The organism is Leyella stercorea (assembly GCF_019052365.1).
Taxonomy (GTDB): domain Bacteria; phylum Bacteroidota; class Bacteroidia; order Bacteroidales; family Bacteroidaceae; genus Prevotella.
Genome location: NZ_JAHQUY010000027.1, coordinates 1 through 14195, shown reverse-complemented (window position 1 = coordinate 14195; position 14195 = coordinate 1). Strand labels below are relative to the sequence as shown.

The 14195-nt window shown below is 50.9% G+C and carries 11 protein-coding genes and 1 pseudogene; 7 read left to right on the top strand and 5 right to left on the bottom strand.

Annotation, left to right across the window (positions count from 1 at the left end):
• Positions 1 to 27: 27 nt before the first annotated feature.
• From KTQ90_RS13870 to KTQ90_RS06565, 6 genes are all read left to right on the top strand, one after another.
• On the top strand, positions 28 to 159 hold the full coding sequence (locus tag KTQ90_RS13870) for a hypothetical protein (RefSeq protein ID WP_302180500.1): 132 nt from the start codon (positions 28 to 30) through the stop codon (positions 157 to 159).
• Positions 144 to 1001, top strand: coding sequence for a sensor histidine kinase (locus KTQ90_RS06585; RefSeq protein ID WP_217317683.1), 858 nt, complete (start codon positions 144 to 146; stop codon positions 999 to 1001). Before KTQ90_RS13870 ends, KTQ90_RS06585 begins: the two co-directional genes overlap by 16 nt.
• A 351-nt stretch (positions 1002 to 1352) precedes the next feature.
• Positions 1353 to 1868, top strand: a complete 516-nt coding sequence (locus KTQ90_RS06580) for an RNA polymerase sigma factor (protein ID WP_217317682.1) — start codon at positions 1353 to 1355, stop codon at positions 1866 to 1868.
• A 625-nt stretch (positions 1869 to 2493) separates the two neighbouring features.
• Positions 2494 to 3003: a hypothetical protein gene (locus KTQ90_RS06575; protein WP_022158965.1), complete on the top strand. Its 510-nt coding sequence runs from the start codon at positions 2494 to 2496 to the stop codon at positions 3001 to 3003.
• A gap of 368 nt (positions 3004 to 3371) precedes the next feature.
• Complete coding sequence (locus KTQ90_RS06570) at positions 3372 to 6446, top strand: C10 family peptidase (RefSeq protein WP_217317681.1); 3075 nt, start codon at positions 3372 to 3374, stop codon at positions 6444 to 6446.
• 21 nt (positions 6447 to 6467) lie between these two features.
• Entirely contained in the window at positions 6468 to 7367 is a 900-nt protein-coding gene (locus KTQ90_RS06565) for a PfkB family carbohydrate kinase (protein WP_217317680.1), read from the top strand.
• A 316-nt stretch (positions 7368 to 7683) separates the two neighbouring features.
• Here KTQ90_RS06565 and pckA read toward each other — a convergent pair whose 3' ends face one another.
• Positions 7684 to 9285: a phosphoenolpyruvate carboxykinase (ATP) gene (gene pckA, locus KTQ90_RS06560; protein WP_217317679.1), complete on the bottom strand. Its 1602-nt coding sequence runs from the start codon at positions 9283 to 9285 to the stop codon at positions 7684 to 7686.
• A gap of 318 nt (positions 9286 to 9603) precedes the next feature.
• On the opposite strand from pckA, the gene argS reads away from it, so the two are divergent.
• A complete protein-coding gene (gene argS / locus KTQ90_RS06555; protein ID WP_217317678.1) occupies positions 9604 to 11421 on the top strand; it encodes an arginine--tRNA ligase in 1818 nt (605 codons plus the stop codon).
• Positions 11422 to 12064: 643 nt separating this feature from the next.
• On the opposite strand, the gene KTQ90_RS06550 is transcribed toward argS, so the two are convergent.
• From KTQ90_RS06550 to KTQ90_RS14035, 4 genes and pseudogenes are all read right to left on the bottom strand, one after another.
• Complete coding sequence (locus KTQ90_RS06550) at positions 12065 to 12238, bottom strand: hypothetical protein (protein WP_217317677.1); 174 nt, start codon at positions 12236 to 12238, stop codon at positions 12065 to 12067.
• Positions 12235 to 12555, bottom strand: coding sequence for a hypothetical protein (locus tag KTQ90_RS06545; RefSeq protein WP_217317676.1), 321 nt, complete (start codon positions 12553 to 12555; stop codon positions 12235 to 12237). Before KTQ90_RS06545 ends, KTQ90_RS06550 begins: the two co-directional genes overlap by 4 nt.
• A 24-nt stretch (positions 12556 to 12579) precedes the next feature.
• Entirely contained in the window at positions 12580 to 13110 is a 531-nt protein-coding gene (locus tag KTQ90_RS06540; RefSeq protein ID WP_217317675.1) for a GIY-YIG nuclease family protein, read from the bottom strand.
• Positions 13111 to 13349: 239 nt separating this feature from the next.
• Positions 13350 to 13549, bottom strand: a pseudogene (locus tag KTQ90_RS14035) (IS1634 family transposase); the annotation flags it as partial.
• Between the last annotated feature and the right edge of the window lie 646 nt (positions 13550 to 14195).

Below are 14195 nucleotides of genomic sequence, written 5' to 3'. Positions count from 1 at the left end.
TGGTGAGGTGGTGATGTGGTGACAATAGTGAGAAATCTCAACATCTCAACAAAACAACATCTCAACATCATATCTCAACATCTCACCACCTCACCACCTCACCACCTCAACATCTCACCACCTCAACATCTCAACATCACAACATGGCACCATATATAACAATTCTTCTCGCCGCACTCCTCGTAGTGCTTTTCGTCTTTGAGTGGCTCCACCAGCGACGCCTCTCCACCCGAGTGCGCCTTATGCGCGAGGCGCTGCGCAACCGCGACTTCATGTTCCGACTGCCAACGGACAGCATCATGCCCGGCGAGCGCGACCTGCAGAAGATGCTCAACGAGATGGGCGGAGAGATTAACAAGCTGATGGCACGCAGCGAGGTGGAGTCGTGGCAGCGGCTGACACGCGTGTTGACGCACGAGATAATGAACGCCGTGACGCCGATACAGAGCATCACACAGGCGTATATAGGCAGCAAGATGGTGAAGGGAACGCCGCTCGAGGAGGGCATCCAGGCGATATACGACACGAGTCGCAGCCTGTCGGCATTCGTGGAGAGCTACCGCAAGATGACGCAGCTGCAGACGGTGAGCTTCGAGGAGATTGACCTGCAGCGACTCGTCTCCAACCTGCAAGCGCTCTATCCCACTCTCGCCTGGCACATGGACATCAACGACATGCAGACGCTGCGCGCCGACGCAAGCATGATGCACCAGGTGCTGACCAACATCGTGAAGAATGCGGCGGAGGCTGGCGCGCACAACATAGATATCTGCGCACAACGCACCGACCAGTGCACGCAACTGCTCATCAGCAACGACGGCACGCCGATAGCGGCTGAGGTGGCGCGCGAGGTGTTCGTACCGTTCTTCACCACGAAGCGCACGGGCTCGGGCATCGGTCTCTCGCTCTCTCGCCAGATGATGATGGCGCAGGGCGGCGACCTCGCTCTCGCCGAACGCCCACAAGCAGGATACCACGCCACGTTCGTCGTAACGCTATAGAAGGAGCTACAGCTAACTTCAGGGGGTGCAGCTGTCCCAGCTGCACCAATAAACAAAATGGCACTATTAACTTGGCTACTTCAGGGGGTGCAGCTGTCCCAGCTGCACCAACAAACAAAATGGCGCTATTAACTTGGCTACTTCAGGGGGTGCAGCTGTCCCAGCTGCACCAACAAAAAAATAGTGCTATTAACTTGGATCTCTCAGGGGGTGCAGCTGTCTCAGCTGCACCAACAAAAAAATAGTGCTATTAACTTGGATGGTGCACTTGTACTTGGATGGTGCACTTATATTATGATGGTGCACTTGAGACAAGTGCACCCCCTAAAAAAACAAATAAAAAGTTCTCGAATGAAAAAGATTAGTTTCGCAAGCGACATATTGCCAATGAAGGATATCCTTTACCGCCTCGCGCTACGCATCACGCTGAGCCGCGAGGAGGCTGAGGACATCGTGCAGGACACGCTCATACGTGTCTGGAACCGTCGCGACTCGTGGGACACCATCGAGAACATCGAGGCGTTCGCACTCACCGTCTGCCGCAACATGGCGCTCGACCGACTGCGACTGCACGAGAACCAGAACGCGTCGCTCGACGACACGCCCGTAGACAGCAACCCTACGGCGACGGCTAACCCGTACGAGCGCACCGTACAACGCGAGAAGGTGCAGATTGTGCGACAGCTCATCGACGCTCTGCCAGAGAAGCAGCGTGCCTGCATGCAGCTGCGCGACATCGAGGGCAAGACATACAAGGAGATTGGCACCGTGCTCGGCATCACGGAGGAGCAGGTGAAGGTGAACATATTCCGCGCCAGACAGACAATAAAACAGCAATTCGAACGCTACGACAACTACGGACTTTGATTCTCAATTATTGCTGTCCGGTAAAACTGCAAAGAGCATAAATATCCTCCCCGAAGCTCAGTAAAAATGGACTTCGGGGTTTATTTTTGGTTCAACTGACATTTCGAGTGATACACAGCCTAAGCTTTTCTCACCGTTTGCGTCCGCCGTCCAATCAGATTGCGTCCGCCGTCCAATCGGATTCCGTTCGCCGTCCAATCGGATTCCGTTCGGGTGACGATGACTTTTCGTGAGGTTTTACTGCGAAAATATAAGAAACTATTGCTGTCCGGTAAAACTAATAATGTGGTCAAAGACGGGCTCCGCTCGGCTTTGCCGCTTGCAAGAGCAAGAAGTGCACCTACCATTCTGTTGGTGCTCCTTTTGCTTTGTTGGTGCTCCTTTTGCTTTGTTGGTGCACTTGAGACAAGTGCACCCCCTAAAAGATACCCCCTAAAAGACACCCCTAAAAGCGAATTTTGTTAAAGGGCGTTAAAAGCACAATTTCTCTGTAACCTTTTCTCCGTTCAATCGTCGTACATATAGAAACACCCAAGAACACCCCGAGAGATATAACGAGAGGCTCAATACCCAAACACCTCAACATCTCAACACCTCAACATCTCAATATAACAACATCGTAAATATGGACTATAAATACATAAACCAACTCTTGGACCGCTACTGGAAGGGCGAGACATCGCTTGAGGAAGAGCAGATACTGCGCTCGTTCTTCAGCCAGATTTGCGTGCCGGAGGAACTCGCAAAGTATCGTCCGCTCTTCAATTACGAGCAGACCGAAACGAAGACCGACCGCCTCGGCGACGACTTCGACGAGCGTATCATGTCCATGATCGACGAGCCGCAGGAGCTGAAGGTGAAGGCACAGCCGATACGCATCAGCCAACGCTTCGCACCACTCTTCAAGGCGGCAGCAATGGTAGCAATAGTGCTCACACTGACACAGGCTGCGCAGCTCTCGTTCCAGAGCAACGATGCGAGCAACACGGCGATGCCGGAAGTCTACTCTACGCAGCCCGTGCCTGGAGTGTCGGTGGCGCTCAACGACTCGGCTCACCTCGACTCGGTGAAGAAGGCAGACGCAGACGCCGTGCCACAGCAGTTGGAACAGCACGACATCTCCATGCTCAAGTAAGACAAAAAAGACAATTTCTATGCTTTCTCAATAAAATCATGTTTAGTTAAAACACCAAACGAGTTGAGGCTGTGAAGTCTCCGGCTCACCAAAAAAATTCATAACATACTAATGATTTGCTTGCCGCACGACCCTCAACGAGGCGTTGTGCGGCAAGTTGGTTTTTATGGCCTTATGGCACCAGACAATGGCGGCATGGCGCATATACAGACAGTTTTAACACTGCCCTTCGCAACAAACGCCACAAAAAACGGCTCATTTTCAAAAGTTTTATCTAACTTTGCATGTTGCTTTTAAACATACTCTATATGGGTTTCAGCACAATAGAAGCCTAAGATACTATAACATTCAAAATACTATTGACTCTTATGCGAGCACAACTATTCACAGCATTGTTCGTTCTGCTGGCAGTGGCAGCGCCCACAAACGCACAGAAGCGAACCTTGGCCGAGGCACAGAAAGTGGCTGAAAACTTCTTTCTGGCTAACGACAACAAAACTGCAGTCAGCCTACTGCGCATCAACAACAAAAGCGGACGCCATCTGCTGAAGAAGGCGCGCGACGAAAAGCAGGCGGAAGCCTTCTACCTCTTCACCGACGAACGTGAGAAACAGTTACTCATCGTGTCGGGCGACGAGCGCATGCAGCGCATTCTCGGCTACACCGACCGACCGCTCGCTGGCAACGCTATACCCGACGGACTCGCCGACTTGCTCGAAGGATACACGGCGCAGTACAACGCACTGGGCAACGCTGCCAGCAGCGCCGCTACAACGCCCGCCCGTTCGGCTCTCTATAAGGGCGAACGCCTGCTCAGCACAGCAGCTTGGGGACAGTGGGCACCGTTCAACAACCTCACGCCGCAGCACTACCCCACGGGATGCGCCGCTACGGCGATGGCTATCGTGATGCGCTACCACCAGTGGCCCGACGTGGGCAGCGGCAGCAAGACGCATATCTGGAAAGACTCGGTGATGACAGCCAACTTCGGCTCGACGCACTACGATTGGGCGAACATGCCCGTAAGCTACGAGTCGTACAACGACGCGCAAGCCAATGCCGTGGCTGTGCTCATGCGCCACTTGGGCGTGTCGGTCGAGATGTACTACGACGCGGAGAGCAGCGGAGCACGACAGACACTCGTGCCCGTGGCGCTGCAGCAATACTTCCGCTACGGAGCTACGGCGCGTCTGCTCACAGCGAGCGACTACGACGCCGCTACGTGGGACGGCATGATGCGCAAGGAGATTGACAGCAACCGACCGGTTATCTACACCGGCGAATCGATACAAGGACGCGGAGCGCACGGCTTCGTGCTCGACGGCTACCGCGACAACCTCTTCCACTTCAACTTCGGATGGAACGGCAGCGGCAACGGCTTCTTCGCCATATCAGCCATAACATCGACCGACCGCAACTTCGAGTTCGCCAACAAGCAGCAGGCTGTGATAGGCATCACACCCGTGAAGGCTGAGAAAGCCGCACCGCTACAGCTCGACTGCGAGGGCAAATATGAAGGATTCTGCACCACAATATCTTCATTGAAGGCGGGCGAAAAGCAAAGCGTACACCTCTCGGCGCTCTCGGCGCTCAGCACATGGCGAGGCAAGCTGCAGTGGAACCTCTGTAAAGCCGACGGATCGGTAGTGGAATCGTTGGGCAGCAAGCAGATTGACATGAACGGAGGCAGCACGCAAGCCGTCGACTTCGAACTGACGGCGAAGAACAATGCCGCAAAGGGCTACTATCTGCAGCTCATGGCGTGTGCGGACGGCGCTACGAAGTGGCTGCCGGTGCTCAACGCGCTGGGCAGAGAGGTCGTAGTGCAGGCATACGAGCGCAAGGTGCCGGTGGTGGAGGTAGTTGTAGATGCGAAGAACGCCACCATCGATTGCAGCAATGCGCAGAACAAGACATACAACGGAAAACCGCTCCTCGGTTCTACATATATATATAAGGTGAGCTTCGACGGCAACGTCGAGAAAAGTCTCGACATGCTGAGTCTCGACGGAAAGGCTTACACGGCGCACACCGACGGCGTGCAGCTCACCGCCGACACGCTCTACATCAAGGCGAAGGGATACACGGCAGAGCAGCTTGTGGCTGAGTGCAACGTCAACGTTGAGAAACCCGGTCAGCTCAAGGCTGCCATCAATAAGGCCACGGCTGACGCCGACGCTGTAGAGGCGCTCACAATAACGGGCGAACTCAACAACGAGGACTTGCAGTATCTCTCTTCACTGCAGTCGCTGAAGCTGATTGACCTTGAGAACGCCACCACTCCGCAGGGACTGTTCGGCGCTACGTTCAAGAACTTCAGCCGTCTCAGCAGTTGTGTGCTGCCTCGCTCGCTGAAGCAGATTGGTAGCGAAACGTTCAGTGGCTGCTCGGCTCTGCAATCTATCTCGTTGCCCGTATGCTTGCAGGCTACCGGCAGCAAGTTGTTCAGCGGATGTCAGGCTCTAGCGGACATCTACGCTCATCCGTCGTCGCCCGACTGCGTGGCGGCTGACGCTTTCGACGGACTTGCCAACCCTGGCAAGGTGACGGTTCACGTGCAGCAGGGTCTTGCCGGTGCTTTCCAGCAGAGCAGCAAGTGGAGCATGTTCCAGCGCTTCACCGACGACCTGCCCGCTCTGCCGCAGCGCTTCACATACGATGGCATCGACTACAAGGCGATATATGCCGGCGACGGCAACTTCGCTGAGGTGACTTTCCCGAGCGGCAACATGTACACCGGAGCAATCACCATTCCAGCCACAATCGCTTACGAAGGCATAGAATACACCGTACGCGGATTCGACAACACCGACGGTATGTCGCCGTTCGTGGGCAATATGTTCGTGACGGCACTCAACCTGGAGCTGCGCATCGACACGCTACGCTCAATGCAGTTCATGGGTTGCACCAGTCTTGCCGACCTGAAACTGCCCGAGACGCTGCGATATATCGGCAGCGAGTGCTTCCGCAACTGCCCGATGCTCACGCAGATCAAGCTTCCGGCAAGCCTGGAGGCGCTTGGCGACAACGCATTCTGCGGATGCCAGTATCTTACGGACATCTACAGCTACGCACAGACGCCGCCCGAAGGCAGCAACACCGACAGCTATCCGTTCGCTCAGTGTCGTCCGCAGAACGTAACGCTGCACGTGCCGGCTTCGAGCGAGGCTGCTTATCGCGCCACGGGCTTCTGGACCAAGTTCGGCAACGTTGTGGCTGACCTGCCCGACGCTCCGACAGACGCTATTACGGACGCCGCAGCCGACTCCAGCACCACATTCCCAGTGAAGGTGGCAGGCAAGCAGTGGACAACGCTCCACTCACACAAGGCGCAGACTGCATACATCTACACGCTGAACGGCACGCTGCTGCGCACAGCACAACTGCAGAAGGGCGCCAACAGCGTATGGACTGACGAGCCAAGCATAATCATCGCAAAATAAAACAACTTTAAAGATATAAGTATGAAGGATATTTGTTGCATAGGACACATCACGAAAGACAAGATCATCACCCCGCGCCAGACCGTATACATGGCTGGCGGCACGTCTTTTTACTTCTCTTATGCCATAAACCATCTGCCCGACAATGTTTCGTTCCAGCTTGTGACGAAACTCGGAGAGGGCGAGATGAAAGCTGTAGAGGACATGCGCAACGTGGGCATCGACGTGCTTACTTACCCAAGCAGCCACACCGTTTACTTCGAGAACAAGTACGGCGAAGACCAGAACGACCGCACTCAGCGTGTGCTCGAGCGTGCCGATCCGTTCACCATCGAGGAGATGAAGAACGTGGATGCACGCGTCTACCACCTCGGTACGCTGCTCAACGACGACATCTCGCCGGAGCTTGTGAAGTATCTGTCTACGAAGGGCAAGATTTCTATCGACGCTCAGGGCTATCTGCGCGAGGTGCGCAATCAGGAGGTGTTCGCCATCGACTGGGCTGAGAAGCGCGAGATACTCGCTAACACCGACATCATTAAGGTGAACGAGCACGAGATGGAGGTGATTACCGGACTGCGCAACCCGCGCATGGCTGCGCTCCGTCTGGCTGAATGGGGCGTTAAGGAGGTGTGCGTGACGCTCGGAAGCTATGGTTCTATCATCCTCGTCGACGGCGAGTTCCACGATATACCGGCTTATGAGCCGAAGGAGATTGTGGACGCTACGGGTTGTGGCGACACCTACTCGGCTGGTTATCTGTGGTGTCGTGCGCAGGGCATGGACGTAGAGGAGTCTGGACGCTTCGCGGCTGCCATGTGTACACGCAAACTGGAACACAGCGGTCCGTTCGAGGGCACAATAGACGATGTGCAGGCTGTGCTTGCAACCACGCCGTGCTTCAATGAGTACGCGGAGTAAAAGCCCCTCCCAACCCTCCCCATCGGGGAGGGCTTAGTTAGCAGTTCTTCCTTGGCTCAGAAAGGCTTAGAAAATAAAAAGGCTCAGAAAGGCTCAAGAAGGCTCAGAAAGGCTTAGAAAATAAAAAGGCTCAGAAAGGCTTAGAAAGGCTCAGAAAAGCCTCAAAGGCTCAAAGGCTATAAAAGCAAAAAGGTCTGCCTCCCGCAAGGGAAGCAGACCTTTATTTATTTGGTCTTTATCGTAAAGTCTACGAATGACGCAAGCTCTTGCGCTGAAGCGAAGAGCTTACGCTGTCAGACCCATACTTACGTATGGATTAGAGCTGAGGACCAGCAGCAACGAGAGCCTTACCAGCCTCGTTGTTTGTGTACTTAGCGAAGTTCTTGATGAAGCGAGCAGCGAGGTCCTTAGCCTTCTCCTCCCACTGAGAAGCCTCAGCGTAAGTGTCGCGCGGATCAAGAATCTCAGTAGCTACACCAGGAAGCTCTGTCGGAACCTTGAAGTCGAACATCGGGATCTGCTTTGTAGGAGCCTTGTCGATGTCGCCGTTGAGGATAGCGTCGATGATACCACGTGTGTCGCGGATAGAGATACGCTTGCCTGTGCCGTTCCAGCCAGTGTTTACGAGGTAAGCCTTAGCGTTGTTCTTCTCCATCTTCTTAACGAGCTCCTGAGCGTACTTTGTCGGGTGCAGCTCGAGGAATGCCTGACCGAAGCAAGCAGAGAATGTCGGAGTCGGCTCTGTGATGCCACGCTCTGTACCTGCCAACTTAGCTGTGAAGCCTGAGAGGAAGTAGTACTGAGTCTGTGCCGGTGTCAGGATAGAAACCGGAGGCAGTACGCCGAATGCGTCAGCTGAGAGGAAGATAACCTGCTTAGCAGCTGGTGCAGAAGAACCCGGCTGGATGTTGTTGATGTGGAAGATCGGGTAAGAAACACGTGTGTTCTCTGTAACGCTCTTGTCAGCGAAGTCGATCTTACCGTTAGCGTCAACTGTTACGTTCTCGAGGAGAGCGTTGCGGCGGATAGCGTTGTAGATGTCCGGCTCTGACTCCTTGTCGAGGTTGATAACCTTAGCGTAGCAGCCACCCTCGAAGTTGAAGATGCCGTTGTCGTCCCATCCGTGCTCGTCGTCACCGATGAGCAGACGCTTCGGGTCTGTAGACAGAGTAGTCTTACCTGTACCAGAGAGGCCGAAGAAGATAGCTGTGTTCTGACCGTTCTTGTCGCAGTTAGCTGAGCAGTGCATAGAAGCGATGCCCTTCAACGGGAGGTAGTAGTTCATCATAGAGAACATACCCTTCTTCATCTCACCGCCGTACCATGTGTTGATGATAACCTGCTCGCGGCTTGTTGTGTTGAATGCTACACAAGTCTCAGAGTGGAGGCCGAGCTCCTTGTAGTCAGCAACCTTTGCCTTAGAAGCGTTGTATACAACAAAGTCAGGCTCGAACTTCTCGAGCTCCTCTGCTGTCGGACGGATGAACATGTTTGTTACGAAGTGAGCCTGCCAAGCAACCTCAACGATGAAACGAACAGCCATACGTGTATCCTTGTTAGCACCGCAGAAACCATCTACTACATAGAGGTTCTTGTTGCAGAGCTCTTCCTTAGCGATAGCCTTAACCTTGTGCCAAACTTCCTCAGACATCGGGTGGTTATCGTTCTTGTACTCCTCTGTTGTCCACCATACAGTGTCCTTAGAGTTCTCGTCCATCACGATGTACTTGTCCTTAGGAGAACGACCGGTGTAGATACCTGTCATAACGTTAACTGCACCAAGCTCTGTCTGCTGACCTACTTCGAAGCCCTCGAGACCTGCCTTTGTCTCCTCTTCGAACAACTGCTCGTAAGAAGGATTGTGAGCGATTACTGTAGAACCAGTAATGCCGTACTGTGTCAAATCTAACTTTGCCATTTTTAAAAATAATTATTTATTAGATGTGAATTGTATTATCCTTTAAATTCCACCGCAAAGGTATTAAAAATCTTCTATAAACCCACGTTTCATACGTACAAAATTTGCATCGCATTATCTTATTTTTGTTAAATAATCAGAAATTGCGGCGTACGCATGGCGTATTGCAATACGCAGTTTGCAATTAAGCCGGCTATCGGGGGCGTTCTGTGCAATAATATTTGTAACTTTGCACTGAACATTTAGCATTATACATAATTAAGGTGTAACAGGTTGTGTGTAATGCGGCGTAATCGCATATAAAAATACAATATAACAATGACAATAGAACAGCAGATTATCAACGCTGCCCTGGCGGCAGTGAAAGAGCTTTACGGTCAGGAAGTGCCCGAAAAGATGGTGCAGCTTCAGAAGACCAAGAAGGAGTTTGAGGGCAACCTCACGCTCGTAGTGTTCCCGTTCCTTAAGATTTCGCGCAAGAAGCCCGACGAGACGGCGCGCGAAATCGGCGAGTACATCAAGCAGAACTGCGAGGCTATCGCCGACTTCAACGCTGTGGGCGGCTTCCTCAACATCGTCATCGACAAGAAGGCGTGGCTCGGACTGCTCAACGAGATGAACCAGAACGAGAAGTTCGGCGAGAAGCCCGTCACCGAGGCTTCGCCGCTCGTGATGATAGAGTATTCGTCGCCTAACACCAACAAGCCGCTCCACCTCGGACACGTGCGCAACAACCTGCTCGGATGGTCGCTGGCGCAGATCATGGAGGCTAACGGCAACCGAGTGGTGAAGACCAACATCGTGAACGACCGCGGTATTCATATCTGCAAGTCGATGCTGGCTTGGCTGAAGTTCGGCAACGGCGAGACTCCGGAGACTTCGGGCAAGAAGGGCGACCACCTCATCGGCGACTACTACGTGGCGTTCGACAAGCACTACCGCGCTGAGGTGGCTGAGCTGAAGGCTAAGTTCGTGGCTGAGGGCATGGACGAGGAGCAGGCTGAGAAGAAGGCGAAGGAAGAGTCGCCGCTCATCAAGGAGGCTCACGAGATGCTCGTGAAGTGGGAGCAGAACGACCCCGAGGTGCGTGCGCTCTGGAAGAAGATGAACGACTGGGTATACGCCGGATTCGACGAGACATACAAGGCGCTCGGCGTGGGCTTCGACAAGATCTACTACGAGTCGAACACCTACCTCGTAGGCAAGAAGAAGGTGGAAGAGGGATTGGCTAAGGGCCTGTTCTTCCGCAAGGACGACAACTCGGTATGGGCTGACCTCACCAACGAGGGTCTCGACCAGAAGTTGCTGCTGCGCAGCGACGGCACCAGCGTATACATGACTCAGGACATCGGCACAGCCGAGATGCGCTTCAACGACTTCCCCATCGACAAGATGATCTACGTCGTGGGCAACGAGCAGAACTACCACTTCCAGGTGCTCTCTATCCTGCTCGACCGCCTCGGCTTCAAGTGGGGCAAGGAGCTCGTACACTTCTCTTACGGTATGGTGGAGCTGCCTAACGGTAAGATGAAGAGCCGCGAGGGTACTGTCGTAGACGCCGACGACCTGATTGCAGCAATGGTGGCTGACGCCAAGCAGACAAGCGAGGAGCTGGGCAAGTTCAAGGACATGAGCGAGGAGGAGCGCAACGAGATTGCACGCATCGTGGGTCTTGGCGCACTGAAGTACTTCATCCTTAAGGTTGACGCTCGCAAGAACATGCTCTTCAACCCAGAGGAGTCTATCGACTTCAACGGCAACACCGGTCCGTTCATCCAGTACACATACGCTCGTATCCGCTCTATCCTGCGCAAGGCTCAGGCTGAGGGCATCAGCATCCCGACTACTCTCGAGGGCACAATGCCGCTCAACGAGAAGGAGATTGAGCTTATACAGAAGCTCAACGAGTTCGGTGCGGCTGTAGAGCAGGCTGGCAAAGACTACTCACCAAGCGGCATCGCCAACTACTGCTATGAGCTGACAAAGGCGTTCAACCAGTTCTACCACGACTACTCTATCCTCGGTGCCGACACCGAAGAGGAGAAGGTGGTGCGCCTCGTGCTCGCTCAGAACGTAGGCAAGACGCTGAAGAACGGCATGGCGCTGCTCGGCATCGAGGTGCCGGAGCGCATGTAATCGGAGCGTTTAATAATAAGAAATGTGACGGGCGGCGTACGCCGCACACCGCATAAATCAAAACAAAGCCACGCTTTCCATCGGGAAGCGTGGCTTTTTCGTAGGAGGGTGGAGCACAAAAATCCGTTGTTAAACATCCCAAGCAGAATTACCGCATAGAGAAAATGCCATTACCACATATATGTAACATCGTTACACCATAGATGTAATGCCGTTACCTGTTCGTGGTAACAACCATTTCTTAGGCATCAACCTAATTCGAGGTAAGAAAACATTGGTTAAGTTAACAACGGATTAATCGGATTTTTTAAGCAGCCAACGATATTTTTTAACAACGGATTAAGCGGATTAAACGGAGTTTGGGTGCTTTCCAGGGGGTGCACTTGTCTCAAGTGCACCAACCGAGCAAAATCGATATTCTCCCACAGATTTCGGATCTGCACGGATGTTAGTGTGCGAGAGATAAATCCGTTGTTAATTTAATACAGCAGACATCCATCTAATCCGTTCTCTTACTCGGTTGGTGCACTTGAGACAAGTGCGCCCCCTAAAAAATCCGTTCAATCCGTTGTAAAAATAAAACACAGACAAGTGTGTAGAATTACAACGGATTAAGCTCTAATAGACACCTACTTATTTCTTTTTAAATACAAGCCGGAAAGGCTGCGATATTTACAACAAAAGAGCCTGCTGTGTCTAATTGTCCTGCATCAAACATACCGAGTCCAATTGAAACAGCTTCGTTTTCATCATCTGCATTAACAGTTATGGTAACGAAGTCTGCGTCTGTTGTTATTTCTACTTGGTAGAGATTCATAACTTTATCTCCTTTATATAATCTGCAACAGCTTTTTGCCATACAATAGTGAATGATTCACTGTTCTGATAGGCATAGAATCTGATAGTATCTCTGTCTGTCAGGTATTTTGACTCTATCTCATACACTTTTGTTTCTCCATTATAAGAGCATTCTACTCTTAAAATATCAAAGGTTGAGCTATCGTTAAACTTACATTTATAATTGTTGGTTTCTCTGTTAAAGTTGACGTTTCTACGGATAATTTTTACCATTTTTCCTCCATTTATAGGATAACAAGATTGTGTATGTATTGTTTTTTTTATTGTTGTTTTCATAGAAGAAGTGAAGTGTTCTGCAGATCAAATAACAGGTCTGCATCTCAACTTACTTAACAAGGCTCTGAACTCTTTATTCACCATGTTGGTGTTTTTGTCAAGATTTAGAGGCGGATTTAGCTCTGCGATAAGTTTGACTTCCATCGACTCAGGGTCAGCATTTTCAACAAAGGCAAGTAACAGGTTGCTCATCATCCATTCTGTCAACTTTTCTTCATCAGCCAGTTTGAATTTTTTATGTTTTAAATCACCCTCTTTTCGTGGTATTAAATCATATCCGAAAAGGCTACCTATAGATTTCCTCAAAGTTGAACGACTTGCGTTATTGCCTACAAAGTGAGTGCGGTAGACCCTCTGTCTGAGACTCTCACTTGCAATACCGGTATAGATTGCTTGATAAGTATTACCATCTAAAGTGACTTCGGGTATTTGGGGCTCAATGTCTACTTTAGGTAACTGATTTCCTTTGCGTAAAAGGAAAACATAATTACCTGCTACATTTGGAAGCGTATTGCTGTCCATTGTCATAGGATCGAAAAGTTTGAAATTTTCCATATTCTTAATGTTTTTTGCAAAAGTAGTTATTTGTTAAGAATGCACCAAGTTTTTTAGAATATTTCTAATAAAATAGGTAGCCTAACCCCTTGTCTTTCAAAGAGTGACATATAAGCGTACCCCAATAAGTGACATGTGAATGTACCCCATGAGTGACATATAAATGAACCCCATAAGTGACATATAAATGAGCCCCATAAGTGCGCCATTGTTCGTGGCCATTAAGGTCATTTGGCATTAAGCGCACCATGCTTGTAAGCCTTTTCCAACCTGCGTATTCCCTTCTCTCGGTATAAGCATCTTTCTTTGCGCGGTCATCAGTATAGCCGACCAGGAGACGACGTCCCCCTCCTTTGTCATATTCAACCATCTGGCAGTCTAGCTTAGGCTGTTCCTGTATCCAGTCTTTCACTTCCTGACTTTCGTTCTTTATCTTCGCACATTATATGCGACTCCAATTGTGGCAAGTTCCTTCATCTTGCCACCGATTTTCTCGACAACTATAACTCCGATATTGCCGGAACGATGCCTTTTCTTTCTGATAAACATAGTTAAAATACCTTTCGCGTCACCCAATATTAGGTGACGCAAAGATACAAAATATTGTTTATCAACCAGTGTTTTTTGAGTGACGAAGTCAGGGGATTAAACGGATTCTTTAAGCAACCAACGATATTTTTAACAACGGATTAAACGGATTTTTTTACGCAGCCATCGAATCCGTTTAATCCGATAAATCCGTTGTAAAAAAAATATCAGCAGTAAATCCGATAAATCCGTTGTTAATATTACGCAGCCATCGAATCCGTTTAATCCGATAAATCCGTTGTTAATTTAATGCAGCAGACATCCATCTAATCCGTTCTCTTACTCGGTTGGTGCACTTCTTGCTCGGTTGGTGCACTTGAGACAAGTGCACCCCCTAAAAAATCCGTTTAATCCGATAAATTCGTTGTTAAAAAAATATCAGCAGTAAATCCGTTTAATCCGTTGTTAAATATACCAAGCAAAAAAAATCCGTTTAATCCGTTCAATCCGTTGTAAAAATAAAACACAGACAAGTGTGTAGAATTACAACGGATTAA

What these genes read in the sequence shown, in the direction of transcription:
- argS (WP_217317678.1), top strand. Translation starts at nt 9,604, where the DNA reads ATGACAATAGAACAGCAGATTATCAACGCTGCCCTGGCGGCAGTGAAA.
- pckA (WP_217317679.1), bottom strand. Translation starts at nt 9,285, where the DNA reads ATGGCAAAGTTAGATTTGACACAGTACGGCATTACTGGTTCTACAGTA.
- KTQ90_RS06550 (WP_217317677.1), bottom strand. Translation starts at nt 12,238, where the DNA reads ATGAATCTCTACCAAGTAGAAATAACAACAGACGCAGACTTCGTTACC.
- KTQ90_RS06570 (WP_217317681.1), top strand. Translation starts at nt 3,372, where the DNA reads ATGCGAGCACAACTATTCACAGCATTGTTCGTTCTGCTGGCAGTGGCA.
- KTQ90_RS06585 (WP_217317683.1), top strand. Translation starts at nt 144, where the DNA reads ATGGCACCATATATAACAATTCTTCTCGCCGCACTCCTCGTAGTGCTT.
- KTQ90_RS06580 (WP_217317682.1), top strand. Translation starts at nt 1,353, where the DNA reads ATGAAAAAGATTAGTTTCGCAAGCGACATATTGCCAATGAAGGATATC.
- KTQ90_RS06545 (WP_217317676.1), bottom strand. Translation starts at nt 12,555, where the DNA reads ATGAAAACAACAATAAAAAAAACAATACATACACAATCTTGTTATCCT.
- KTQ90_RS06575 (WP_022158965.1), top strand. Translation starts at nt 2,494, where the DNA reads ATGGACTATAAATACATAAACCAACTCTTGGACCGCTACTGGAAGGGC.
- KTQ90_RS06565 (WP_217317680.1), top strand. Translation starts at nt 6,468, where the DNA reads ATGAAGGATATTTGTTGCATAGGACACATCACGAAAGACAAGATCATC.
- KTQ90_RS06540 (WP_217317675.1), bottom strand. Translation starts at nt 13,110, where the DNA reads ATGGAAAATTTCAAACTTTTCGATCCTATGACAATGGACAGCAATACG.